The following is a 24,829-nucleotide window of genomic DNA, read 5'->3' as shown; positions in this document are numbered from 1 at the left end:
CGTCGCAGCCCGCGTTCGGTCAGCCGCATCACGCCTCCTCAGACCACTGCACGCCTTCGCGCGCCATGAACGCCGACGAAGCCGCCGGGCCCCAGGTGCCGGCGGTATAGGGGCGCGGGCCTTCGTCCTGCTGGCGCCACGCTTCCAGGATCGGGTCGACCCAGGTCCAGGCGGCCTGCAGTTCGTCGCGCCGCACGAACAGCGCCAGCCGTCCGCGTATCACGTCGAGCAGCAGGCGCTCGTAGGCTTCGGCGCGCCGGGTGGTGAAGGCCGAGTCCAGGTTCAGCGCCAGGCTCAGCGGCTTCAGCTTCATGCCCTCGCCTGGCTGCTTGACCATCAGCGTCAGCCGCACCGACTCTTCCGGCTGCAGCCGGATCACCATGCGGTTGGGCTGCAGCGTGCTGCCGGCATCGAAGATCGAATGCGGCACCTCGGCGAAGTTGATCACCACCTCGGTCACGCGCTCCTGCATGCGCTTGCCGGTGCGCAGATAGAACGGCACCTTGTTCCAGCGCCACGTGCCGAGCTCGGCGCGCATCGCGACGAAGGTCTCGGTGCGGCTGTCTGGCGGAATGCCTTCTTCCTGCAGGTAGCCGCGCACCAGCTCGCCGGCGATGGCGCCCGCGGTGTACTGGCCGCGCACGGTATTGCGGCGTACGTCCTCGGGCGACATCGGCCGCAGCGAGCGCAGCACCTTGAGCTTTTCATCGCGCACCGCATCGGAGGTGAGCGCTGCCGGCGGCTCCATCGCCAGGATGCTGACCAGCTGCAGCAGGTGGTTCTGCACCATGTCGCGCATGGCGCCGGCCTCGTCGTAGAAGCCGCCGCGCGTGCCCACGCCCACGGTCTCGGCCACGGTGATCTGCACGCTGCGCACGAACGGCGTGCGCCACAGCGGCTCGAAGATCGAATTGCCGAAGCGCAGCGCCATCAGGTTCTGCACCGTTTCCTTGCCCAGGTAGTGGTCGATCCGGTAGGTGCGGTCCTCGCTGAAGTAGCGGCTGACCACCTCGCCGATGCCGATGGCCGAGGCCAGGTCCACGCCCAGCGGTTTTTCCAGCACCAGCCGGGTGTCGTTGGCGATCAGGCCATGGCTGGCAAGGTTGTCGCAGGTGGCCGCGAACAAGCCCGGCGGCATCGCCATGTAATAGATGCGCAGCGCCTCCTGGCGCAGTTGCGCGGCCAGCGCCGGATAGTCCCCGGACTGCGACGCGTCAACGTGCACGAAATCCAGCCGCTGCAGGAAGGTCTGCCATTTGGCCGGCTCGAGATAGCGCGCTTCGACAAAGGGTTGTGCGCTTTCATCGGCAAAATTGACAAAGGCCTCGCGGTCCCAGCGGTGCCGGCCCACGCCGATGATGCGGGTGCCGTCGGGCAGGTTGCCGTCGCGGTGGCACATGTAGAGCGATGGCAGCAGCTTGCGTGCCGACAGGTCGCCGGCGCCGCCGAAGATGACGAGGTCCAGTGGCCGCGCGTCGGCAGTGCCGGAAGAAGAGGCGGTTCGGGTGGTTTGCATGACGGACTCCTTGCTTGCCGGGGCGGCATGGGGCGGTATTGGGGCGGTATGGGCCGGCTCAGCGCGTCTCGGTCACCTTGCGCAGGTACTGCGGCTGGTCGGGATTGCGGCCGCGTGCCAGCGCCAGCGCCTGCGCCGCGACATAGAAGCCCTGGATGGCGCAGACCGGATCGAGCAGCGGATGGCCGGCCGGCACCAGCGGCAACTCCAGGGGCAGCTCCGCATCAACCGTGCCAGGAGGCGCCGCCAGCAGCACGCGCGCACCGCGCTTGCGCATCTCGGCGGCCAGCGCCAGCAGTCCCGCCTGTTCCGGTCCGCGCGGCGCGAACACCAGCAGCGGGTAGCCGTCGCCGATGATTTCCATCGGGCCATGCCGCACTTCGGCGCCGGAGAAAGCCTCGGCCTGGATGCCGGAGGTCTCCTTGAGCTTGAGCGCCGCTTCCTGCGCGATCGCCAGGCCCGCGCCGCGGCCCAGCACGATCATGCGCTCGACGTCGCGCAGCGCTGGCACCAGCGCCGACCAGTCCTGCGCGGCCGCTTGCGCCAGCGCGGCCGGCAAGCCTGCGCAGGCATCGACCAGTTCGTGCTCGCCGCTGCGTGCGGCCTCGAGATGCCCCACCAGCAGCGCCGACATCGACAGCATGGCGATATAGCTCTTGGTCGCGGCCACGCTCTGCTCGGGGCCGGCAAGCAGGGGCAGTTCATGCGCGCACGCCTGCGCCAGCGGCGAATCGGGCGCGTTGACCAGCGCCACGGTGGCGGCGCCGCGGTCGCGCAGCGCTTGCATGGTCTCGACCAGGTCGGGGCTGCGGCCCGACTGCGAGAACGCCACCGCCAGCTGCCCGGCCACGCGCAGCGCGCTGTCGTGCAGCGTCACCGTCGACATCGGCAGCGAGGCCACCGGCACGCCCAGCCGGCGCGTGACCAGCGTGGCGAAGTAGCTGGCGGCATGGTCCGAGCTGCCGCGCGCCACGGTCAGCGCCGCGGGCCAGGCCTGCGCGGCGAGTTGCGCAGCCAGCGCGGCCACGCGCGGCGCCTGCGCCAACTGCGCGGCCACCACGGCCGGCGCGCTCAGCGCCTCTTCAAGCATTCTCGACACAGCATTCTCCTTCGACATAAACGGTGCGCACCAAGAGCGCGCGGTCCAGCACGACCACGTCGGCCCAGCAGCCCTGTGCCAGCATGCCGCGGTCGGACATGCCCAGGTACTGGGCCGGATACAGCGAAACGCGCCGCGACGCATCGGCGAGGTCCAGCCCGATCGACACGAAGTTGCGCAGCGCCTGGTCCATGGTCAGCACGCTGCCGGCCAGCGTGCCATCGGCCAGGCGCACGCTGCCGTGGACCTTGTAGACGGTCTGGCTGCCCAGGTGGTACACGCCGTCCGGCATGCCCGCGGCGGCGGTGGCGTCCGTCACCGCATACAGCCGCGGAATCGCGCGCAGCGCGGCGCGGATCGCGCCCGGATGAACGTGCAGCAGGTCGGGGATCAGCTCGGCAAACTCGGCATGGGCCAGCGCTGCCGCCACCATGCCGGGCGCGCGGTGCTGCAGCGGGGTCATCGCGTTGAACAGGTGGGTGAAGCCGCTGGCGCCGGCATCCAGCGCGGCCACCGCGTCCTCATAGGTGCCCAGCGTGTGGCCCAGCTGCACGCGCACGCCGCGCGCGACCAGCAGGCGGATGATGTCCAGATGCCCCGGCAGTTCGGGCGCCAGCGTCACCACCTTCAGCGGCGCGGCGCCGAGGTACTGCTCCAGTTCTTCCGGCGTGGCAGTGGCCGAGGTATCGGGCTGCGCGCCCAGCTTGCCGGGGTTGATATACGGCCCTTCCAGGTGCACGCCCAGCATGCGCGCCGCGCCGGGCGGGCGCTGCGCGCAGGCGCGGTTCAGCGCCTGCAGTGCGGGCAGCAGCACGTCGTGCGGCGAGGTCATGGTGCTGCCCAGCAGGCTGGTGGTGCCAAAGCGCACATGCGCGCGCAGGATCACCGGCACCGCGGCCTCGCCATCCATGAAGTCCTTGCCGCCGCCGCCGTGGTTGAGCAGGTCGACAAACCCCGGCAGCACGTACGGGGCATCGTTGTGCTCAGGCGAGGCGGGCACGCCCTCGATGCGCGCGATGCGTCCGTCCGGGCCGGCATGGATCTCTCCGAAGATCCAGCCGGCCGGCGTCAGGATGTTTCCTTTCATGGCAATACTCTCCAATACATTCAGATCACCGGCCAGCCACCGTCAGAACAGGTGGATGATGCCGGCATAGGCGCCCTGCTGGTTCGCCCCGGCGCCCGGCATGGTGTCCGGCGACGCCTCCACCGAGAAGGTGGCATTGCGCGAGTTGAACACCGACGCCACCGTGCCATACAGCGAGGTGCGCTTCGACAAGTCATACTTTGCGCCCAGTGTGACAAGCGTGCCATGCCCGCCGCCATTGTTCAGGGTGGCGTAGTAGACGCCGGACAGCAGCGTCAGCGCCGGCAGCAGGCGGTAGTTGGCGCCGACCCATGCCATCTGGCTGCGCGTGGCGGCGTAGGGGTTCTCCGGCGTGGCCACGGTATCGCCCGAGGACACGGTCAGGTTATAGCCGGCGAACAGGCGCAGGTTGTTCAGCGCATAGCTGCCACCGAGCGTGTACTGGCGCGAGTTGACATACAGGTTGTCCATGCGGCCCTGCGTGTCGCGCAGTTCCTCGTAGATGCCGGTCAGGCTCAGGTTGCCCTGCGCGTACTTGACGGCCGCGCTCAACTGCTTGCCGCTGTTGAAGCTGCCCGCCACGCCGTCGCTGCCGGCCTGCGCGCGCACACTCAGCCCGCCCCACACCGGCGAGTTGTAGGTCACGGCATTGGTGCGCGAGCCCCAGTTGCGGCCATAGACCAGCGTCGCGACCGAGCTGGCCTGCAGGCCCATCGGGTCGATCGCGCCGCTCTCGTCGTCGGTCAGGCTCATGGCCCGGCCCAGCAGCAGCGTGCCCCAGTCGTTACTGGCCAGGCCCACTTGCGCGCGCCGGTTGAACAGCGGATCGGAGCGCCCGGTGCCGGAGGTGATCATGCCCTCCAGGTTGAAGACCCCGCGCAGGCCGCCGCCAAGGTCTTCTGCGCCGCGCATGCCCCAGAAGCTGACGCCGTACTGGTTGCTGCCGAAGCGGAAGGTGTCGACGTCGCCGCCCGGGCGGGCGATGCCGTTGACATAGTCGAGGCCGGCCACGGCGCGGCCATACAAGGTGATGCCGGTGCCGGCGGACTGGGCGCAGGCGCCCCCGGCCGACGCTGCGAGCAGCGCCGTCAGTGCAATGCGTTTCACGATCAATGACTCCTGGATAAGCAGACGGTATCCACCGGCGCGGCTGTCGTCGCGGCCGTCGTTGTTGTTGCCGATGGGGAAGGTCGACCGCAGCCGCACGGCTGCGGCGGCGGGGGTCAGGTGGGCATGGCCTGCAGGGCGCGCTCGAAGGCGGCAGCGTGTCCGTCTGCCGCATGGCCGAAGGCGATATGGGCGGTGTCATCGCCGATCCACATCAGCTGGCTGCCCGCAAGGTGGTCGGCGCGCACCCGGGCGCGCTCGCGCACCACCACGCGCAGCCGCGTCAGTGCCACCACGCCGACCGAGGCGATATTGGCGGCGCCGCCCAGCGCATCGATCCACCAGGCGGGATCGAAAGCACCGGCAGCCGGCACGGACGCCTGGGTAGCAACGGCGGGCGCAGCAGCCACCACGGCCGTGGCCTGCGGCGCCTGCTGCAGCACCGCGCGGATATCACCGGCAACCTGCTCGGCCTGCGGCCCGATCACCACCTGCACCACATTGGGCGGGCGCTTGAGCACGCCGCGTACGCCCAGTGCCTTGAGCCGCGGCTCGGACACCGCGCCGATGTCGGCCACGTTCAGCCGCAGACGCGTGGTGCAGGCATCGACCACGACCAGGTTGGCAGGGCCGCCCAGCGCTTCGACATACTGTTGCGCCACGCTGCCCGCGGCCGGCTGCGCGGCACCGCCGGCGGCCGCCACGGGCACCACTTCATCGCGGCCCGGCGTCAGCAGGTTGAAGCGGCGGATAAAGAAGCGGAACAGCCCGTAATAGACCAGCGCATAGGCCAGCCCCAGCGGAATCGCCAGCCAGCCGCGGCTGGACAGCCCGTAGCCCAGCACATAGTCGATCGCGCCGGCCGAGAAGGTGAAGCCCAGCCGGATATCGAGCGCATGGCACAGCGCCATCGACAGGCCGGTCATCAGCGCATGCAGGCCGTACAGCACCGGCGCCAGGAACATGAAGCTGAACTCGATCGGCTCGGTGATGCCGGTCAGGAACGAGGTCAGTGCCATCGAGAACAGCATGCCGCCAACCAGCGCGCGCCGCGCCGGCGGCGTCTCGTGGTACATCGCCAGGCAGGCCGCGGGCAGGCCGAACATCATCACCGGGAAAAAGCCGGTCATGAACAGGCCTGCGCCGGGGTCGCCGGCAAAGTAGCGGTGCAGGTCGCCCGATACCGCCGCCCCCGTGGCCGGATCGGCGTAGTTGCCGAACACGAACCACGCCAGGGTATTGATCAGGTGGTGCAGCCCGGTGACCAGCAGCAGCCGGTTCAGCAGCCCGAACACCAAGGCGCCGGCCGAGCCCGCCGTGGTCAGCCACGCGCCGGCCGCGTTGATGCCGGCCTGCACCGGCGCCCACGCATAGGCCAGCACGATGCCCAGCAGCAGGCAGCACAGCGCGGTGACGATGGGAACGAAGCGCTTGCCGGAAAAGAAGCCCAGATAGGGTGGCAGCGCGACATTGCGATAGCGATTGTAGAGCCCACCCGCCACCGCGCCGGCGACGATGCCGGCCAGCACGCCCATGTCGAGCGATTTGTCGATGGTCTTCAGCACCGTGGTCAGCACCAGGTAGCCGATGGTGCCGGCCAGTGCCGCCGCGCCGTTGTTGTCGCGCGCAAAGCCCACCGCCACGCCGATCGCGAACAGCAGGGCCAGGTTGGCAAAGACCGCGTTGCCGGCCTCGGCCATCAGCTTGATGTCGAATACGTCGGGCTGGCCCAGGCGCAGCAGCAGGCCGGCCACGGGCAGCACGGCAATCGGCAGCATCAGCGTGGCGCCCAGGCGTTGCACCCTGGGCAGCAGGTCCATCTTCATTGGCGTTCTCCGAATCTGTGCGCGCGTGGCGCGTATTGGGTTGTGGTCGACCGGCGCTTATGCCGGCCAGTAGCGGCGGCACGCGTCGCGCACCGCGGCGGCTGACGGCAGCCGCAACAATTCGCCTGCGCGCTGCCGGCAATCGGCATGCGAGAGCGCGCGCACGCGCGCCTTGACGCCCGGCACCAGCCCGGCGTCGACTGACAACTCGGTCACGCCCAGCCCGACCAGCACCGGCACGGCCAGCGGGTCGCCCGCCAGCGCGCCGCACACGCCTACCCAGCGCCCGTGGCGCGCGGCGCCCTCGGTGGTGGCGGCGATCATGCGCAGCACCGCGGGATGCAGGCCATCCATGCGTGCCGCCAGCTCCGGCTGGCAGCGGTCAATGGCCAGGGTGTACTGGGTCAGGTCGTTGGTGCCGATCGAGAAGAAATCGGCGTGCTCGGCCAGCTGGTCGGCCAGCAGCGCGGCGGAAGGGACTTCGATCATCACGCCGACCTCGATCTCGGGATCGGTACCGGCTTCGGCCGCCAGCGCACGGATGCGTTCGCGCCAGGCCAGCAGTTCGCCGACCTCGCTGACCATCGGCAGCAGGATGCGCAGCGGCCCGCTCGCGCGCACTGCAAGCAGGCCGCGCAGCTGGTCGTCCAGCAGTTGCGGGCGCACCTGCGCCAGGCGCACGCCGCGCAGGCCCAGGGCGGGGTTGTCTTCGGCAGGCAGGTGCAGCCAGGCGGCGTCCTTGTCGGCGCCGATATCAAGCGTGCGCACGATCGCGCTGCGGCCCTGCAGGGCATCGGCAATGGCCTGGCAGCTGGCGGTGTGGTCCGCCGCCGCGGGGGCTGCGTCGCCGTGCAGGAACAGCAGTTCGGTGCGCAGCAAGCCGACCGCGTCGGCACCATGCGCCACGGCATTGCGGGCGTCGTCGAGGCTGCCGATATTCGCGGCCACCTCAATAGGCACGCCGTCGCGGGTGCTGGCCGCGGCGTGCGCGGCGCGCAGGTCGGCCTCGCGCTGCTGCGCGCGCAGCCTGACGGCGCTGGCGGCGGCGGCCAGCAAATGCGCATCGGGGCAGGCGTGCAGGCGGGCGCTGTCGCCGTCGGCGATGACCGGCGTGCCGTCCTGCAGGCGCTCCAGCGCGCTGCCCAGAGCCACCAGGCAAGGGATGCCGAGCTGACGCGCGATGATGGCCGCGTGCGAGGTCGGGCCGCCGCGCGCCATCACCAGTGCGGCAACCCGGGTGCGGTCCAGTCCGGTCAGGTCGGACGGCGTGAATTCCCCGGCGGCCAGCACGATGACATCGCCGTCGGCGGCCGGTGCGGGCAGCTGGACCGGGACACTGCCCGCCGGGGCCAGCGCACGCAGCACGCGCTTGCCCAGGTCCAGCAGGTCGGCAGCGCGTTCGGCCATGCGGCGGTCGGCCATCGCGGACAGCATGGCGGCTTCGGCCCGGGTGGCCTCGCGCCAGGCAAAGCCCGCGCTCTTGCCGGCGGCGATCATGGTCTCGGCCGCGGCCTGCAGGGCCGGGTCTTCCAGCAGCGCGCGATGCATGGCGAAGATGCCGGCCTCGGCGCCGGCGCGGCGTGCGGTGGCGGCTTCGCTCTCATGCGCCAGCTGGGCGTCGATGGCCGCCAGCGCGGCGCGCAGGGCCTCGCGCTCGGCAGCAATGCCCTGGCCGGCCTCGGCCGGCTCCGGCGTGGTCTCGCGCCACCAGTGCAGCGTGCCGATCGCGATGCCGGGGGCGGCAGCCACGCCGGGGATGCCATCCGCCGGCAGGCCGGCGCCCGGCCCAGGCTGCGCAATCGGTGCGGCCACCGTGGGCACGGGTTCTTCTTCGCCCACGCCGGCGCGCTGCAGTTCGTATGCGACCGCATCGAGCGCGGCACCGGCATCGCGGCCGGTCGCCACCAGCTCGACCGCGGCGCCCTCGTCGGCGGCCAGGCCCAGCAGCGCCACCAGGCTGGCCAGGCTCGCCTGCCGGCCGCCGTAGTGCAATGCGACGGCGGCGTCCAGGCCGCGCGCGGCTTCGCGCGCCCGTGCCGCGGGCCGCGCGTGCAAGCCGCCAGGGCAGGCCAGCGTGACCGTGCGCCGCTGTTCGGCTGCGCTCGCGCGGTCTTCCTGCGCGGGCGCCGCGGCACCCGCGGCACGCACCTGCAGCAGCACCGTGCGGCCCGCCTCGGCCTGCGCCGCGCCGGTCCTGCCGGCGACCGTGAAGGCATCGCCATTGGCGATTGCCATCACCGTCACCAGGCTCGACGCCTGCTGCGCGACACGGTCGACATCGAAACGGATCAGCGCATCCCCCTGGCGCACGGCAGCGCCCTGCGCCACGCAAGGCGCAAAGCCTTCGCCGCGCAGCGACACCGTATCGATGCCGACATGGAGCAGCACCTGCGCCCCGCACGGAGCCTGCAGCGTCAGGGCGTGGCCGGTGGCGGCCAGGTGGACGATGGTGCCGTCGCAAGGCGCCACCAGCGTGTCGCTCAGGGGGTCGATGGCCAGGCCGTCGCCGAACATGCCGTCGGCAAAGACCGGGTCCGGCACGGCCGCGAGGGGAAGCAGCACTCCGCTCACCGGAGCCCGCAGCAACAGGGTTTCGCTCGTCTCAGCCATTTTGCTTCCAGAAGTCGCGGCGGCCGGTGCAGAAATGCGACGGCGCCAGGGTCAGGCGAAAGATAGACGGCAACCGACAATAAAAATACCAGTGAAAACCACTACGACAATATTGTATCTAAGTGGCATCTTTATTGAGGCAAGGCAAAACAGTCTTTGGATGGTCCTCACATTCGCCTTAATCACCATAACCCACGGAGATAGGTAAGATTTTTCCAAATCACAGCAGCATTTTCCGACGCCATAATCAGCAGAGCCATTTCAATACCAATTGACGTAAAGCGAAGCGATGGCGATGTTATCGCCCAGATGACGCAATGCCGCCCCATGGACGTCAAATGTCCTAAAGTGGTATCATCACCTCCACACTCTGGTACCTACGAGGATTCGCAATGGATCAACGGCTGCAGGCTCTCAAGCCGGACGAAGCGGAGGCGACGCCGATCTACCTGCAAGTGGCGCGCAGGCTGGCCGCGGCCATCCAGGCCGGCCAATGGCGGGTTGGCGACGCGCTGCCGTCCGAGCGCACGCTGGTGGATTCACTGGAGATTTCACGCGTCACGGCGCGGCGCGCGCTGCAGGTGCTGGCAGAGGAAGGCGCGATCACGCGCAGCCGCGGCGCGGGCACCTTTGTCGCGCCGCGCCCTGAGCAGAAGGCGGCGCGGCTGGACAACTTCAGCGAGCTGGCGCGCCGGCGCGGCATGACGCCGGCCAGCGAACTGGTGGCGTTCGAACGCCGCCGCGCCACGCCCCAGGAGGCTGCGGCGCTGGCGCTGCAGGAAGGGGAAGAGATTGTCAGCCTGACCCGCCTGCGCAAGGCCGACGGGCAGGTCTTCTGGATGGATGTCACCACGCTGGCACTGGCCGTGCTGCCCGACGCCAGCGCCATCGGCGAATCGCTGTACGCCTACCTGGAGCGGATCGGCAAGCCGGTGCTGCGCGTCACCGAAAGGCTGCGCGCGATCGTCGCCGGCGAAGCACTGGCCGCGCGCCTGCAGATCGCGCCCGGCGAGCCGCTGCTGCATATCCTGCGCACCGGCTACACCCATGGCGACCAGCCGGTCGAACTGACCGACGGCTACTGCCTGAACGATTTCTACGAGCTGAAGCAGTAGTGCCCGGCACGCCCGGCAACCGGCGGCTCGACCGGGGGCGGGGTCGGATCTTCCTCTGGCGGCAACGGCAAGTCCGGGGGGATGCCCGGCGGCCCGGGCTCTTCGACCGGGGGCACGGTATGGCGCGGCTGCAGGCGCGCACCGGCGTGGGGGTTCGGCAAGGCGGGCATGCGGGGTCTCCGTGGCCGGGTTTCCTCCTCATTGAAGCAAACCCGGCCGGTGCGCGCCAGTATTGATGCAGACGCCGCTCAGGCGTGTTGCCGGCGCACGAAGAACAGCGCCGCGCCCACCGCCATCAGCACGCTGCCAAAGAAGCGGTTCTGCCAGCGCACCGCGCGCGCATTACGGAACAGCCCCTGCATGCGCGACGCCAGCAGCGCATAGCCATGCATCACCACCAGGTCCACGCAGCACATGGTGGCCGCCAGGATCGCCAGCTGCAGCGCAAGCGGCCGGTTGGGATCGATGAACTGCGGCAGCACCGCGACCATGAAGATGATGCCCTTGGGGTTGGTCACATTGGTCAGCAGGCCGGTGGCAAAGCGCCGGCGCCGGCTCATCACCGCTACGCGCACGGGGGCGGTGCTGCCACCCTGGTCCGCCCCGCTCTCTACCTGCGCGCGCCATTGCTGCACGCCGAGGTAGATCAGGTACAGCGCGCCTATCGTCTTGACCACCATGAAGGCCTGCTCCGAGGCCAGCAGCAGCGCGCCCAGGCCGCCGCCCGCCACCAGCAGCACGATCACCAGCCCGGCCTGCAGGCCAAAGATGGTGGTGGTGGTCCTGCGCAGCCCGTACGAGAGCCCATGGCTCATCGACAGCACCGCGCCCGACCCCGGCGACACGGCGATCACCCAGCACGCGGCGAAAAAAGCCAACCATACTTCCCAACGCATCCCACTCTCCTTTGACGACAACCATGCCGGGGCCACGCTCCCGCAGCCACGGCACCAACAATCTTTCCTGCGACGCGGCGCGTCAGAACGGGTGGAAGCCGCCCAGGAACTGCTCCACCTGCTCGGCCTGGCGCGCGTCGCGCGCGGCATCGCCCGATTCCAGCACCACCGCCTGGTACGCGCGCGTACCCACCGCCACCAGGCGCGCCGTCAGCCGGCGCGGCGACTGGTCCTGCGGCGACACCCCGCTGGCCTGCACTTCCACGCCGGCAAGCGGGCGGCCCGGACGGTCGGCGCTCATCACGGTGACGGGCCGCGCGCGCGGCTCGCCCGACGGCGTGCCGAGGTTGGCCAGCAGGCCGGCCTGCATCGCCGCCAGCGCCTCGCGCCGCAGCGCTTCGTCATCGGCGGGCAGCGTCACCACGCCCACGGCGAACAGCGTGTCGTCGACGCGCGCAGCTTCCATCGTCATCGGCAGCTTGCGCCCGGCAATGGTCACGTCGCGCGCGGCGCTGGTGGGCTTGCCCGGATAGAGCGCGGCGTAGGCGCCCTCGCCGGACTGGATGGTGCGCCAGTCATAGCGCGGTGAACAGGCGCACAGGGCGAATGCCAGCACGGCGGCACAGCACAGCAGCGGGCGGCGGACAGCGGCAGGAAAGCTCGGCGGGGGCGGCACAAGACGCATCGGGAATCCATGGGGGACGGCGCGCGCAGGCTGCGGGCGGCGCTGGCGGACGCCATCGCCTGCGGGCGGAAACCGGTATTATCCCGAAAGCGGCGCTCCAGTGCTTGCTGCGCCGCTCCCGCTCCCGCTACCGCCCTGCCCCCACGTTCCAGCCATGCCTGCCGCCCTCATTGCCCGCCACGCCTTCGCCATAGCCAGCCTGCGCTGGGTGGCCGCGGGTGCGTTGCTGGCAGCCGCGGCCGGCATGCCCGCAGCCGCGGCCAGCCCCGCCCACCTGCCGCCGGCCACCGACCTGGCCGCCCACGGCACCGAGGCCGCGCGCCGCGGCGAGCCGCTGGTGGTGCTGGTGTCGATGCCGGGCTGCAGCTATTGCGACGCGGTGCGCCGCAACTACCTGGGCCCGCAGGCCGCCGCCGGCGAGATTGCCGTGCGCGAGCTCGACATGACCGCCGACACCCCGCTGCGCGACGCCGACGGCAGCCTGACCACCGCGCGCGCGTGGGCCCGGGCGCACCAGGTGCGGGTGGCGCCCACGGTGCTGTTCCTGGACCGCCAGGGCCGCGCCGCCGCCGGCCCGCTGCGCGGCATGCAGCCGGATTTCTACGGCGCCTACCTGGAACAGGCGCTGGACCAGGCACGCGCCACCGTCCGGCGCTGAATCGATCGGGACGCTTGCGGCGGATTGCCGCAGCCCGGCCCCGCGCAGCGCGCGAACGCCTGCGGCATTAGAATGTCCCATTGCTGACCGAACCTGCCTGACCCGGATTCCATGACCACTGCTGCCCCTGCCACCAAATCCTCCCGCAAGCCCTGGCCCATCGTCGCGGCCGTGGTCGTGCTCGCGCTGCTGGGCTGGTTCGGCTACCGCGCGCTGGCGCCGGCCAATACGGCCCCGGCGGCCACCTTCACGCTGCTGTCGGGCGAGAAGGTCAGCACCGCCGACCTCAAGGGCAAGGTCTATATGATCAACTTCTGGGCCACCAGCTGCGCCACCTGCGTCAAGGAAATGCCTGACATGGTCCGCACCTATGAGCAGTTCAAGGGCAAGGGGCTGGAATTCGTCGCCGTGGCGATGAACTACGACCCGCCCATGTATGTGATGAACTACGCCAGGACGCGCGGCCTGCCGTTCAAGGTGGCGATGGATTCCGACGGCGCCGCGGCCAGGGCCTTCGGCAATGTGCAGCTGACGCCGACCACCTTCGTGGTCGACAAGGACGGCCGCATCCTGAAACGCTATGTGGGCGAGCCCGAGTGGGATGCGCTGCACAAGCTGCTGGATGGCGCGCTGGCAAAGTCCGCGTAACGCTCCCGCGGCAACCGCAGCGAAAAGGTGCTCATCGAGCACCTTTTTTTGTTTTTACGCACGATCGCCAGGGCAGCAGGTTGCGCGACATCCCTGTATGGATATACAGTTGGCGCCAGCCTTTTTCTGAGTTTTCCGAGCCTTCCCCGAGCCCCGCCTGTGACTTTGGACCTAGCCCCCGCCGCCGACCTCGCTGCCCCTGAAGCCGATGATGTCCCCGCCTACCTGTCCCGGCTCAACCCGGAGCAGCGCGCCGCGGTGGAACACGGCAGCGACGCGCCGCTGCTGATCATCGCCGGCGCCGGCTCGGGCAAGACCAATACGCTGGCGCACCGGGTCGCGCACCTGGTGCTGGCCGGCGCCGATCCGCGCCGCATCCTGCTGCTGACGTTCTCGCGCCGCGCCGCGGCCGAGATGGGACGGCGCGTCGAGCGCATCGTCGACCAGGCGCTGGGCACCCAGACCGGCGCGGGGCGCGCGGCGCTGCAGTGGTCCGGCACCTTCCACGCCATCGGCGCGCGCCTGCTGCGCGAATACGCCGAGACCCTGGGCCTGTCGCCCGCCTTCACCATCAGCGACCGCGGCGATGCCGCCGACCTGATGCACGTGGTGCGCCACGACCTGGGCCTGTCGGAGACCGCCAGCCGCTTCCCGAAGAAGGAAACCTGCCTGGCGATCTACTCGCGCGTGGTCAACACCCAGGCGCCGCTGGAAGACGTGCTCAAGCAGCAGTTCCCGCGCTACGCGATGTGGGCGGATGCGCTGCGCACCCTGTTCGCCGGCTATGTCGAGGCCAAGCAGAAGCAGCATGTGCTGGACTATGACGACCTGCTGCTGTACTGGGCGCAGGCCATGGCCGAGCCCACCATCGCGCAGGACATGGGCGCGCGCTTCGACCACGTGCTGGTCGACGAATACCAGGACACCAATGCGCTGCAGGCGTCGATCCTGCTGGCCATGCGGCCGGACGGCCGCGGCCTGACCGTGGTGGGAGACGACGCGCAGTCGATCTACGCCTTCCGCGGCGCCACCGTGCGCAATATCCTGGACTTCCCGGCGCAGTTCACGCCGGCCGCGCAGCAGGTCACGCTGTCGCAGAACTACCGCTCGACGCAGCCGATCCTGCAGGCCGCCAACGCCGTGATCGGGCTGGCGGCCGAGCGCTATACCAAGGACCTGTGGTCCGAGCGCGCCTCGGCCGAAAAGCCCGGCGTGATCGTGGTCAACGATGAGGCCGACCAGGCCCGCTACGTGGTCGAGCAGGTGCTGGCGCGGCGCGAGGCCGGCCTGACGCTGATGGCACAGGCGGTGCTGTTCCGCGCCGCCGACCACAGCGCGCAGGTAGAGATCGAGCTGGCCCGGCGCAATATCCCGTTCGTGAAGTTCGGCGGGCTGAAATTCCTGGAATCGACCCACGTCAAGGACGCGCTGGCGGTGGTGCGCTGGCTGGAGAACCCGCGCGACCGCATGGCGGGCTTCCGCACGCTGCAGCTGCTGCCCGGCATCGGCCCCAAGACCGCGGCGCGCGTGCTCGATGCGCTGGCGCTGGCCACCGAGCCCTTGTTCTCGCTGGAGCAATTCGAGCCGCCGCCGGCCGCAGCGCCCGCCTGGGCCGACCTGCTGGCGCTGGCGCGCGCGCTGATGGCGCCCACCTCGCCGTGGCCGTCGGAGTTCGAGCAAGTGCTGGCCTGGTACGCGCCGCACCTGGAGCGCCTGCACGACGATGCCGCCGCGCGCCAGGCCGACCTGCAGCAGCTGGAGCGCATCGCCGCCACCTACGGCGCGCGCGAGCGCTTCCTGACCGAACTGACGCTGGACCCGCCCAGCGCCTCCAGCGACGAATCCGGCGTGCCCTCGCGCGACGAGGACTACCTGATCCTGTCGACCATCCACTCGGCCAAGGGCCAGGAATGGAAGGCGGTGTACGTGCTCAATGCGGTCGACGGCTGCATGCCGAGCGACCTGGCGACCGGCACCACCGAAGAGATCGAGGAAGAACGGCGGCTGCTCTATGTGGCAATGACGCGGGCCAGGGACCACCTGGACATCGTGGTGCCGCAGCGCTTCTACGTGCACCAGCAGGTGGGCTTCGGCGACCGGCATGTGTATGCGTCGCGCACGCGCTTCCTGCCCAACCGCGTGATGCCCAACTTCTACAGCCGCTCGTGGCCACCCCCGCCGATGCCGGGCGAAGGGCCGGCCAGACCCGCGCTGGCGCCGGTGGACCTGGCCAGCCGGATGCGGAATATGTGGCGCTGACCAGCGCCACACATCCGTCTTACGCTACCTTCTCCAACAGCAAACCCTTAAGGTACTCGCCTTCCGGGAACGCCGCCAGCATCGGGTGATCCGTGCCGGCCGACAGCCGCCGCAGGATGCGTGCATCGGCGCGCGCATCGGTCACCGCGCCCGCCACGATCTTCTGGAACAGCTCCATGCTGATCGCGCCCGAGCACGAGTAGGTGAACAGCAGCCCGCCCGGGCGCAGCAGCTGCATGCCGACCAGGTTGATTTCCTTGTAGGCGCGCGCGGCGCGGTCGATATGCTGCGCCGACGGGGCGAACTTGGGCGGGTCCAGCACGATCAGGTCGAACTGGCGGCCCTCGGCGCGGAATTCACGCAGGGTCTTGAACACGTCGGCATCGAGCCAGGTGGCGCGCTCGGGTTCGAAGCCGTTGAGCGTGACATTGCCCGCGGCGATCTTCAGCGCCTCGCCCGACGAATCGATCGAGGTCACCGAGGTGGCGCCGCCGCGCAGCGCCGCCAGCGAGAAGCCGCCGGTATAGCAGAAGCAGTTCAGCACCTCGCGCCCGCCGGCCAGGTCGCCCACCAGCTTGCGGTTGTCGCGCTGGTCGACATAGAAGCCGGTCTTGTGGCCGTTGCGCACGTCGACGTAGTAGCGCACGCCGTGCTCGGTGACCGACAGCGCCGGATCCGGCTCGGCGCCGGCCAGCACCCCGGTCACCAGCTCCAGGCCTTCGCGCTGGCGCACGGCGGCGTCGGAACGCTCATAGACGTTGGGGCAGCCGGTTTCCTTGACCAGTGCCTGCACGATCGCGGTCTTCCAGTGTTCCACGCCGGCCGAATTGAACTGGCACACCAGCTGGCCCTTATCACCGTTGCCGTAGTAGTCGACGATCAGGCCGGGCAGCCGGTCGGATTCGCCGAAGATCAGCCGCACTGCGTCGCTGTCCTTCACCCATTGGCGCCGGTAGGCAACGGCCGCGGCCACGCGGCGCTTGAACAGGGCGTGGTCGACCGGCTCGTTTTCATCGAAGGTCCACGCGCGCGCGCGGATCTGCGACTCGGGGCTGTAGGCGGCCTTGGCCAGGAAGCGGCCGTCGGCGGCGCGCACAATCACGGTCGCGCCCGGCTCGCAGCGCCCTTCGGTCGTGGCAATGCCGGTGGCGTAGATCCACGGGTGGCGGCGCAGCAGGGATTTTTCCTTGCCGGGTTTCAGGGTGATGGTGTTCATGTTGGTATGGGGAAACTGCAGACCACCAGCAATTGAAACTGGCGCGAACGCATCAAGGCGACTCCCCTCTCCCGCGCGCGGGAGAGGGGAGAAAACAATGCGGGAAGGACGGGTTAGAGGACGACCTTCACCATCGGATGCGAAGTCAGCGCCCGATACAAGTCGTCGAGCTGCTCGCGGCTGGTGACCCACACCGTCACGGTCAGGCCCAGGTAGTTGCCGCCGCTGGAGGGGCGCATTTCCATCTTGCCGGCGTGGAAGTCGGGATCGAACTCCTGCACCAGCGTGACGATGGCCTCGGCAAAGCCGTCCTGCATCGCGCCCATCACCTTGATGGGAAAGTGGCTGGGGTATTCGATCAGCGACTGCTCCGGCGGGATGTCGGCCGGCTTGTTGCTGCCTTGCTTGTCGGTTGTCATGTCGGATTCTCCGGCACGAAACCGGCGCGCCGCATGGCGCGCCGGCTTACGCGCATTCAGGTCACTTGCGCTTGAACCACAGGCGGATGGTGTCCCACAGGCGGCCGAAGAAGCCGGCCTCGGGCACTTCTTCCAGCGCCACCACCGGGAACTCCGCCACCTTGTTGGTGCCGTCCATCAGCTTGACCATGCCCACCTGCTGGCCTGCCGAGATCGGCGCGATCAGTAGTTCCTGGCGCTCCAGCACCGGCTTGAGGCGTCCGCCGGTGCCCTTGGGCACGGTGACGAAGGTCTCGTTCTGCACGCCGATCTTGACCGTGCCGCTCTTGCCCTTGTAGATGTCCGGCGTGGCCAGCACCTGGCCCTTGTCGTACAGGCGCAGCGTGTCGAAGAACTGGAAGCCGTAGTTGAGGATCTTCAGGCTTTCCTGGGTGCGCACCTGTTCGGTGGTGGTGCCGATCACGATCGAGATCAGGCGGCGCGAGCCGTCCGGCACGTTGGCCAGCGGCCGCTTGGCCGACGAGATCAGGCAGTAGCCGGCGGACTTGGTGTGGCCGGTCTTGACACCGTCCACGGTCGGGTCGATGTACAGCAGGCGGTTGCGGTTGGGCTGCCTGATCTTGTTATAGGTGAACTCCTTCTGCGAGTACATGGCGTAGTACTCGGGAAAGTCCTTGATCAGGCGCGTGGTCAGCGTGGCCAGGTCGACCGCGGTGGTGTAGTGGTTCGGGTCGGGAATGCCGTCGGTGTTGGTGAAGTGGGTGTTCTTCATGCCCATGCGCTGGGCCTCGCGGTTCATCATCGCGACGAAGCCCTCTTCCGAGCCGCCCACGGCTTCGGCCAGCGCCAGCGCGGCGTCGTTGCCCGACTGCACGATCAGGCCCAGCAGCAGGTCCTGCACGGTGACCGGCTTGTTGGGCTCGATGAACATGCGCGACTCGTCGCTTTTGACCTTGAGCACCACGCTGGTCGGCACCACCGCCTGGTCCAGCGTCAGGCGCTTTTCCTTGAGTGCCTCGAACGCCAGGTAGGCGGTCATCAGCTTGGTCAGCGAGGCCGGCTCGATGCGCGCATCGGCATTCTGCGACGCCAGGGCCTGGCCGCTGGTCACGTCATACAGCATCCACGACTTGGCTGCGACTTGCGGCATCGGCACGCCCTGCGCCAGGACGGCGGCAGGCGCGGCGGCCAGCACGATGGCGGCGGCGATGGCGGCGGGAGCAAAAGCGGACGAAAGGCGTGTCGTGGCTCGATTCAGCATGTTTCTGTTTTCCGACAGTAAGAAGGTGGCGCGGGGATGGTCCGGGTGGCGGCGTGCCGGCCTCACCGGTCCCACGCATTGACGACGAGCTGCTTGATCAGGTGCAGCTTGCGGTGAAAGAAATGGTCGGCGCCGGGGATCACGATCACCGGCAGCTCCTGCGGGCGGGCCCAGTCGAACACGCTGGCCAGCGGCACGGTGTCGTCCTGTTCGCCATGGATCACGATGGTGTCGGCCGGCACCTCGGCTACCTGCCAGCGGCTGGCGGCGGTGCCCACCAGCACCAGGCGCTGCGCGGGCGTGCCGGCCTCGGCCAGGCGGCGCGCCACGTGGGTGGTGACGAAGCTGCCGAACGAGAACCCGCCCATGGCCAGCGGCAGCGTTGCGGCCTGTGCCGACCACGCGGTCTGCTGGCGCATCCAGGCCACCACGGCCAGCAGGTCGTCCTGCTCGGCGATGCCGTTGTCATGCTCGCCGGCGCTGCCGCCGACGCCGCGGAAGTTGGGGCGCACCGTGGCATAGCCCAGTTGCACGAAGCTGCGCGCCAGCGTCTGCGCGACCTTGTTGTCCTTGGTGCCGCCGAACAGCGGATGCGGATGCGCTACCAGCGCCAGGCCGCGCGGCTCACCTTGCGGCAGGTCTACCGAGAGATCGATCGCACCGGCGGGACCGGCGATGGAAAGTACCTGGGTATGCGCGTTCATGATGGCGGTCAGGATGGCGGTGAAGCCAGCGCCCGGCGGGAAGCCCGGGCAAAAATGAAAAAACCGTCCGGCTGGCGGGCGGCGGGGCAATACGGCAAAGCGGCAAAACAGGGAAGCAACAAGCCGGCATGCGCCGGCTTCGGTTGGTTCAGCGGTCCACCATCAGCCGTTCGACAGGCTTGCCCTTCATCAGGTGGCTGTCGATGATTTCATCGATGTCGTGCTCGTCGACAAAGGTGTACCAGATGGCCTCGGGGTAGACCACCAGCACCGGGCCGAGTTCACAACGGTTCAGGCAGCCTGCCTTGTTGATGCGCACGCGGCCTTCGCCGCCGGCGATGCCCAGTTCCTTGCAACGCTTCTTGGCGTATTCCTGCATCGCCTGGGCGTTGTGGTTGGCGCAGCAGTTCTCGCCGGCCTCGCGCTGGTTCAGGCAGAAGAAGACGTGGTGCTGGTAGTAGCTGCTCATGCGTACGGTGTGAGAAGGCGGCCCCGGACGGCGGCACGGCCCGGACGGCATTGAACGGAAGCTCGGAATTATACGGTGTCGCGGCGGCATGGCCGCGATGGCGGCGCCCTGGCACGGCGGTCTAAGTTGCCGCCGGCCCCCATCGGGTGGCGCTTCGCGCACCTGCGATGCATCCGGCATTCCGAAACCCCGGAGTCGCGCCGTCCGGATTTCCGGAATCCCGGAGGCCGCGCGCCCCTGCCGGGCCGGTGTTTCCTTGTGAATCAACCAGTTAGCAATGCCGGTTTGACTGGCACGGCGGTTGCGAATTCCCGTCCCTGAACGCGCCGCAACCGTGACGGCGCGCGGCCCGAGCGATAGCGCCCGGGTACGGTCAACACCGAGGACGACATCATGAGAAAACCCTTCTACAAGATCCTGTACGTGCAGGTCCTGTTCGCCATCTGCGTCGGCATCCTGCTCGGCCACTACTGGCCCGACACCGGCGTGGCCATGAAGCCGCTCGGCGATGGCTTTATCAAGCTGATCAAGATGATCATCGGCCCGATCATCTTCTGCACCGTGGTGACCGGCATCGCCGGCATGAGCGACATGAAGAAGGTCGGCCGCGTCGGCGGCAAGGCGCTGCTGTACTTCGAGGTGGTGTCGACCTTCGCATTGCTGATCGGGCTGGGCGCCGCGCACCTGCTCAAGCCGGGCGTGGGCTTCAACATCGACCCGGCCACGCTGGACACCAAGGCGATTGCCCAGTACGTGTCCAAGGCGCACGGCCAGAGCACGGTCGAGTTCCTGATGCACATCATCCCGGACACGGTCTTCAGCGCCTTTGCCAACGGCGACATCCTGCAGATCCTGCTGGTGTCGCTGTTCTTCGGCGCCGCGCTGGCCGTGCTCGGCGAACGCGCGCGCATCGTGGTGCAGCTGATCGAGCAGGTCTCCAAGGTGTTCTTCCATATCGTCCACGTGATCACCAAGGTGGCCCCGATCGGCGCCTTCGGCGCGATGGCGTTCACCATCGGCAAGTACGGCCTGGGCTCGCTGGTGCCGCTGCTCAAGCTGATCGGCACCTTCTACTTCACGGCCATCATCTTCGTGCTGGTGGTGCTGGGCACGATCGCACGCATGACCGGCTTCAGCATCGTGCGCTTCATCTCGTACATCAAGGAAGAGCTGCTGATCGTGCTGGGCACCAGCTCGTCGGAAGCGGCGCTGCCGCACATGATGGAGAAGCTGGAAAAGCTCGGCTGCTCGCGCTCGGTGGTGGGCCTGGTGGTGCCCACCGGCTATTCGTTCAACCTGGACGGCACCAACATCTACATGACGATGGCGGTGATCTTCATCGCGCAGGCCACCGGCATCGAGCTGACGCTGATGCAGCAGCTGACCATCCTGGCGGTGGCGATGATCACCTCCAAGGGCGCCAGCGGCGTGACCGGCTCGGGCTTCATCACGCTGGCCGCGACGCTGGCGGTGGTGCCGACCATCCCCGTGGCGGGCATGGTGCTGATCCTCGGCATCGACCGCTTCATGAGCGAGTGCCGCGCGCTGACCAACATCATCGGCAACGGCGTGGCCACGGTGGTGGTCTCGGCATGGGAGCGCGAGCTTGACCGCAAGCGCCTGGCCAGCGTGCTGAACGGCGGCAGCGGCGATGTGGCGGATCTTGCCGACGTGGGCCAGGGCGTCCGCTGAGGGCGCCACCACCGCTGCGCGGACGGCTGCCCCGGCCGCCCGCCAGCAGGTATCATCGGCGCGACAGCCCCCGCGCGCGCCGATGACCCACTCAGACGATTTTCTCGCCGTGCATGACCCCGCCGCCACCCGTCCGGCCCACGCGCCGGACGTCGGCAGCGGGCGGTGGTGGGGCTTTGCCGTGGCGCTGGCCGCGGGTCTCCTGCTGCTGTGCGCGCTGACCTGGCTGGTCTCGGTCCAGCGCGGCCTGGCCAGCCTCCAGCAAAGCACGGCCACGCGCGCCGACCGCTACGCCGCCACGCTGGAAAGCACCCTCGACCGCTACGAATTCCTGCCCGCGCTGGTCTCGCTGCACCCCTTCGTGCGCGGGCTGCTGGACTCCCCCGACGACCCGCAACGCGTGGCCGCCGCCAACCAGTACCTGGCGGAGGTCAACCGCCGCGCGCATGCCTCGGCCACTTATGTGATCGCCGCCAACGGCATTGCGCTGGCGGCCAGCAACCACGGCCAGCCCGGCAGCTTTGTCGGCACAGACTACCGCTTCCGCCCCTACTTCCAGACCGCCGCGGGCGGCAAGATGGGGCGCTTCTATGCCATCGGCATCACCAGCGACGAGCCCGGCTACTACCTCGCGCAGCCGGTCGAGTCCGGCGGCAAGGTCATCGGCGTAACCGTGGTCAAGCTCAACCTGGAGTGGTTCCAGCGCGCCGGCAGCGGCGCCGAGCCGCTGATGGTCAGTGACGAGCATGGCGTGATCTTCCTGTCGTCGGTATCGGCCTGGCAGTACCGCACCCTGCGCCCGCTGCCGCCGCCGCTGCAGGCCGAGATCGAAAAGACACGCCAGTACCACGGCCGCGCGGTGACGCCGCTGCCGCTGGAGCCGCTGACCTCGCCGGTCACGCGCTGGCTGGCGGACACCACGCTGGCCGACGGCGCGCGGCTGGTGCGCGTGCGCGACGAATCGCCCGCCAGCAAGACCACCTCTGCCCCGGACGGCGCCGAACGCGCCGTCCGCTACCTGGAACTGGACCGCACGGTCGGCGCGGCTGGCTGGACCATGCAGGTGATGGCGCCGCTGGAGCCGGTGCTGGCCAATGCGCGCAACGCCACCGTGGCGGCGGCGCTGGCCTATGCCTGCATCTGCCTGCTGCTGGTCAACTGGCGCCAGCGCCGCCAGCGCGCGCGCGACATGCAGTACAGCCGCCGCCTGCTTGAAGCCGCCTACGACCAGCTGGAGCGCCGCGTCGAGGCCCGCACCGCCGACCTGATGGCGATCAATGAAAAGCTGGAAGATGAAGTGGCCGAGCGTACCCGTGCTGAAAGCGAGCTGCGCGCGGCCCAGGACGAACTGGTGCAGGCCAGCAAGCTGGCCGCGCTGGGGCAGATGGCGGCCGGCATCACGCATGAGCTGAACCAGCCGCTGGCGGCGCTGCGCACGTTCTCGGACAACACCCGCGTGCTGCTGGAGCGCGGCCAGCTGGCCGCGGCCGAAGGCAACCTGACCGCCATTGCCGACCTGACCGAGCGCATGGGCAAGATCACCGGGCAGCTCAAGCTGTTCGCCGGCAAGGCGCGCCCGGTGCACCGGCCGGTCGCGCTGCGCGCCGCGGTCGATCATGTGCTGGCGCTGCTGGCACCGCGCCTTGGCGCGGTCACCGTCAACGTCACCGGCCTGGACGCCCTGCCCGGGCTGGCCGTGCGCGCCGATGAGCTGAAGCTGGAGCAAGTGCTGCTGAACCTGCTCGGCAACGCGCTGGATGCGATTGCGGCGGCCGCGCCGGCGCAGGGACAGATCGATCTTGAGGTACAGGCAAAAGACCACGCCGTCACCATCGTCGTGCGCGACAACGGCACCGGCATCGCGCCACAAGCGCTGCCGCGCCTGTTCGAACCCTTCTTCACTACCAAGGAAACCGGGCAGGGTCTGGGGCTGGGGCTGGCGATCTCGTCGTCGATCGTGCGCGAGTTCAACGGCCAGCTGAGCGTGGCCAACGTGCCCGGCGGCGGCGCGCAGTTCACGCTGGTGCTGGCGCGCGCCCCCGCCATCGATCCGGCGCCATCGGTTTCCGCCTCTCAATGAGTATTGCCATGCAAGACGGTCTGCGTGTCCTGTTTGTCGAAGACGAGCCGCTGGTGCGCCAGGCCACCGCGCAGAGCCTGGAGCTGGCCGGCTTCGCGGTGCTGGCGCTGCCCTCCGCCGAGGCCGCGATCCCGCACCTGCACGGCGCCTTTGCCGGCGTGGTGGTGACCGACGTGCGCCTGCCCGGCGCCAGCGGGCTGGACCTGCTGCAGCACTGCCGCAACGCCGCGCCGGGCGTGCCGGTGATCCTGGTGACCGGCCACGGCGACATCACCATGGCCGTGCAAGCCATGCGCGAAGGCGCCTACGACTTTATCGAAAAGCCCTTCGGCGCCGACCGCCTCACCGACACTGTGCGCCGCGCGCTGGAACGCCGCGCGCTGGAACTGGAAAACCAGGCGCTGCGCCGCGAACTGGCCGGCCCCGCGGCGGGCACGCGCATCATCGGCCGCTCGCCCGCGATCGGGCAGGTGCGCGCGCTGGTGGCCAATGTCGCGCCCACCGACGTGCCGGTGATGATCAACGGCGAGACCGGCACCGGCAAGGAACTGGTGGCGCGCAGCCTGCACGCGCTGTCCGGCCGCGCCGAAGGCCCGTTTATCGCGCTGAACTGCGGCGCGGTGCCCGAGGCCATCTTCGAGAGCGAGATGTTCGGCCACGAGGCCGGCGCCTTCACCGGGGCCGGCAAGCGCCGCATCGGCAAGCTCGAGCATGCCTCGGGCGGCACGCTCTTCCTCGACGAGATCGAGAGCATGCCGCTGGCGCTGCAGGTCAAGCTGCTGCGGGTACTGCAGGAAGGCTCGCTGGAGCGGCTGGGGTCGAATGCCTCGGTGAAGATCGATGTGCGCATCGTCGCCGCGGCCAAGGGCGACATGGATGCGCTGGTGGTACAGGGCAGCTTCCGCGAGGACCTGTATTACCGGCTGAACGTGGTCACCATCGCGCTGCCGCCGCTGCGCGAGCGGCGCGAGGACATCGTGCCGCTGTTCGAGCATTTCTCGCTGGTGTCCGCGGTGCGCTACCAGCGGCCGGCGCCGATCCTGTCCGAGGCGCAACGCCAGGCACTGGCCCAGCGTCCCTGGCCGGGCAATGTGCGCGAGCTGCGCAATGCGGCGGATCGGATGGTGCTGGGCGTGCCGGAGGGCGGGCAGGCAGGTGCGCAGGCCGCGGGCCCCGATGAAACCGCGCCGCTGCGAGAGCGGATGGAGCACTTCGAGCGCGCGGTGATTGCGGATGCACTGGCACGCACCGGCGGCGCGGTCAGCCAGGCGGCGGACTTGCTGCAAGTCGGCAAGGCCACGCTCTATGACAAAATCAAGCGCTACGGGCTGTGATGTCATGCTGCCTTCATTGCGCTGCCATGCCGCCGTCACATTGGCGGCCTATTCTTCGATGGCGGCTGCGGCATTGGCAGGTGCCCGCCGTGTGTATCAATCTTCGTGGTAATTGACGGCCCCGCGTATGCGGGGCGTTTTTTTGGGT

The 24,829-nt window shown here is 69.3% G+C and carries 21 protein-coding genes; 7 read left to right on the top strand and 14 right to left on the bottom strand.

What is annotated here, in order from left to right:
• Window positions 1–28 precede the first annotated feature (28 nt).
• The 6 genes from zwf to ptsP form a co-directional block, all read right to left on the bottom strand.
• Window positions 29–1,516, bottom strand: coding sequence for a glucose-6-phosphate dehydrogenase (gene zwf / locus AC1Q6V_RS01535; RefSeq protein ID WP_010814847.1), 1,488 nt, complete (start codon window positions 1,514–1,516; stop codon window positions 29–31).
• A gap of 58 nt (window positions 1,517–1,574) precedes the next feature.
• Window positions 1,575–2,606 carry an SIS domain-containing protein gene (locus AC1Q6V_RS01530; RefSeq protein ID WP_010814848.1) on the bottom strand — a complete coding sequence of 344 codons (1,032 nt, stop codon included), beginning with the start codon at window positions 2,604–2,606 and terminating at the stop codon, window positions 1,575–1,577.
• Window positions 2,599–3,702 (bottom strand): N-acetylglucosamine-6-phosphate deacetylase, encoded by a 1,104-nt coding sequence (nagA, locus tag AC1Q6V_RS01525; RefSeq protein WP_454749521.1) that lies wholly within the window; start codon window positions 3,700–3,702, stop codon window positions 2,599–2,601. The genes AC1Q6V_RS01530 and nagA overlap by 8 nt, the downstream gene beginning before the upstream one ends.
• A gap of 42 nt (window positions 3,703–3,744) precedes the next feature.
• Entirely contained in the window at window positions 3,745–4,809 is a 1,065-nt protein-coding gene (locus AC1Q6V_RS01520; protein ID WP_011614456.1) for a porin, read from the bottom strand.
• Between the two features lie 116 nt (window positions 4,810–4,925).
• The gene (gene nagE, locus AC1Q6V_RS01515) at window positions 4,926–6,635 is read right to left on the bottom strand and encodes an N-acetylglucosamine-specific PTS transporter subunit IIBC (protein ID WP_011614455.1); all 1,710 of its coding nucleotides are present in this window, start codon (window positions 6,633–6,635) and stop codon (window positions 4,926–4,928) included.
• 57 nt (window positions 6,636–6,692) lie between these two features.
• Window positions 6,693–9,245 carry a phosphoenolpyruvate--protein phosphotransferase gene (gene ptsP, locus AC1Q6V_RS01510; protein ID WP_454749520.1) on the bottom strand — a complete coding sequence of 851 codons (2,553 nt, stop codon included), beginning with the start codon at window positions 9,243–9,245 and terminating at the stop codon, window positions 6,693–6,695.
• A gap of 392 nt (window positions 9,246–9,637) precedes the next feature.
• On the opposite strand from ptsP, the gene AC1Q6V_RS01505 reads away from it, so the two are divergent.
• Window positions 9,638–10,360, top strand: a complete 723-nt coding sequence (locus AC1Q6V_RS01505; protein ID WP_010814853.1) for a GntR family transcriptional regulator — start codon at window positions 9,638–9,640, stop codon at window positions 10,358–10,360.
• Here the strand turns inward: AC1Q6V_RS01505 and AC1Q6V_RS01500 are convergent.
• The 3 genes from AC1Q6V_RS01500 to AC1Q6V_RS01490 form a co-directional block, all read right to left on the bottom strand.
• The gene (locus AC1Q6V_RS01500; RefSeq protein WP_081050386.1) at window positions 10,342–10,530 is read right to left on the bottom strand and encodes a hypothetical protein; all 189 of its coding nucleotides are present in this window, start codon (window positions 10,528–10,530) and stop codon (window positions 10,342–10,344) included. The genes AC1Q6V_RS01505 and AC1Q6V_RS01500 overlap by 19 nt on opposite strands.
• Window positions 10,531–10,608: 78 nt before the next feature.
• Window positions 10,609–11,256 carry a LysE family transporter gene (locus tag AC1Q6V_RS01495; RefSeq protein ID WP_010814854.1) on the bottom strand — a complete coding sequence of 216 codons (648 nt, stop codon included), beginning with the start codon at window positions 11,254–11,256 and terminating at the stop codon, window positions 10,609–10,611.
• Between the two features lie 82 nt (window positions 11,257–11,338).
• Window positions 11,339–11,941: a hypothetical protein gene (locus AC1Q6V_RS01490; RefSeq protein ID WP_010814855.1), complete on the bottom strand. Its 603-nt coding sequence runs from the start codon at window positions 11,939–11,941 to the stop codon at window positions 11,339–11,341.
• 154 nt (window positions 11,942–12,095) lie between these two features.
• Here AC1Q6V_RS01490 and AC1Q6V_RS01485 point away from each other — a divergent pair, with 154 nt between their 5' ends.
• The 3 genes from AC1Q6V_RS01485 (at window position 12,096) to AC1Q6V_RS01475 (ending at window position 15,506) form a co-directional block, all read left to right on the top strand.
• The gene (locus AC1Q6V_RS01485; protein WP_454749519.1) at window positions 12,096–12,599 is read left to right on the top strand and encodes a SoxW family protein; all 504 of its coding nucleotides are present in this window, start codon (window positions 12,096–12,098) and stop codon (window positions 12,597–12,599) included.
• Window positions 12,600–12,710: 111 nt separating this feature from the next.
• Window positions 12,711–13,247 carry a TlpA disulfide reductase family protein gene (locus AC1Q6V_RS01480; protein WP_439671195.1) on the top strand — a complete coding sequence of 179 codons (537 nt, stop codon included), beginning with the start codon at window positions 12,711–12,713 and terminating at the stop codon, window positions 13,245–13,247.
• Between the two features lie 159 nt (window positions 13,248–13,406).
• Window positions 13,407–15,506, top strand: a complete 2,100-nt coding sequence (locus tag AC1Q6V_RS01475; RefSeq protein WP_454749518.1) for an ATP-dependent helicase — start codon at window positions 13,407–13,409, stop codon at window positions 15,504–15,506.
• A gap of 19 nt (window positions 15,507–15,525) precedes the next feature.
• On the opposite strand, the gene AC1Q6V_RS01470 is transcribed toward AC1Q6V_RS01475, so the two are convergent.
• The 5 genes from AC1Q6V_RS01470 to AC1Q6V_RS01450 all read right to left on the bottom strand — a co-directional run bounded on the left by AC1Q6V_RS01470 (window position 15,526) and on the right by AC1Q6V_RS01450 (window position 19,575).
• Window positions 15,526–16,722 carry a class I SAM-dependent rRNA methyltransferase gene (locus AC1Q6V_RS01470; protein ID WP_454749517.1) on the bottom strand — a complete coding sequence of 399 codons (1,197 nt, stop codon included), beginning with the start codon at window positions 16,720–16,722 and terminating at the stop codon, window positions 15,526–15,528.
• A 113-nt stretch (window positions 16,723–16,835) separates the two neighbouring features.
• Window positions 16,836–17,141 (bottom strand): YbeD family protein, encoded by a 306-nt coding sequence (locus AC1Q6V_RS01465; protein ID WP_454749516.1) that lies wholly within the window; start codon window positions 17,139–17,141, stop codon window positions 16,836–16,838.
• 61 nt (window positions 17,142–17,202) lie between these two features.
• Window positions 17,203–18,402, bottom strand: coding sequence for a D-alanyl-D-alanine carboxypeptidase family protein (locus AC1Q6V_RS01460; protein ID WP_010814861.1), 1,200 nt, complete (start codon window positions 18,400–18,402; stop codon window positions 17,203–17,205).
• A gap of 62 nt (window positions 18,403–18,464) precedes the next feature.
• Window positions 18,465–19,106, bottom strand: coding sequence for an alpha/beta hydrolase (locus AC1Q6V_RS01455; protein ID WP_010814862.1), 642 nt, complete (start codon window positions 19,104–19,106; stop codon window positions 18,465–18,467).
• Window positions 19,107–19,254: 148 nt separating this feature from the next.
• The gene (locus AC1Q6V_RS01450; RefSeq protein ID WP_010814863.1) at window positions 19,255–19,575 is read right to left on the bottom strand and encodes a (2Fe-2S) ferredoxin domain-containing protein; all 321 of its coding nucleotides are present in this window, start codon (window positions 19,573–19,575) and stop codon (window positions 19,255–19,257) included.
• Window positions 19,576–19,968: 393 nt separating this feature from the next.
• Here AC1Q6V_RS01450 and AC1Q6V_RS01445 point away from each other — a divergent pair, with 393 nt between their 5' ends.
• The 3 genes from AC1Q6V_RS01445 to AC1Q6V_RS01435 all read left to right on the top strand — a co-directional run bounded on the left by AC1Q6V_RS01445 (window position 19,969) and on the right by AC1Q6V_RS01435 (window position 24,681).
• Window positions 19,969–21,267 carry a dicarboxylate/amino acid:cation symporter gene (locus AC1Q6V_RS01445; RefSeq protein WP_010814864.1) on the top strand — a complete coding sequence of 433 codons (1,299 nt, stop codon included), beginning with the start codon at window positions 19,969–19,971 and terminating at the stop codon, window positions 21,265–21,267.
• An 82-nt stretch (window positions 21,268–21,349) separates the two neighbouring features.
• On the top strand, window positions 21,350–23,347 hold the full coding sequence (locus AC1Q6V_RS01440; protein ID WP_439668502.1) for a sensor histidine kinase: 1,998 nt from the start codon (window positions 21,350–21,352) through the stop codon (window positions 23,345–23,347).
• Window positions 23,348–23,355: 8 nt separating this feature from the next.
• On the top strand, window positions 23,356–24,681 hold the full coding sequence (locus tag AC1Q6V_RS01435; protein ID WP_041687124.1) for a sigma-54-dependent transcriptional regulator: 1,326 nt from the start codon (window positions 23,356–23,358) through the stop codon (window positions 24,679–24,681).
• Window positions 24,682–24,829: the final 148 nt, after the last annotated feature.

It is taken from the genome of Cupriavidus sp. GW823-FHT07B10 (assembly GCF_058794355.1).
Note: the sequence above shows the minus strand (reverse complement) of the source record. Positions and strands in the feature narration are given on the sequence as shown.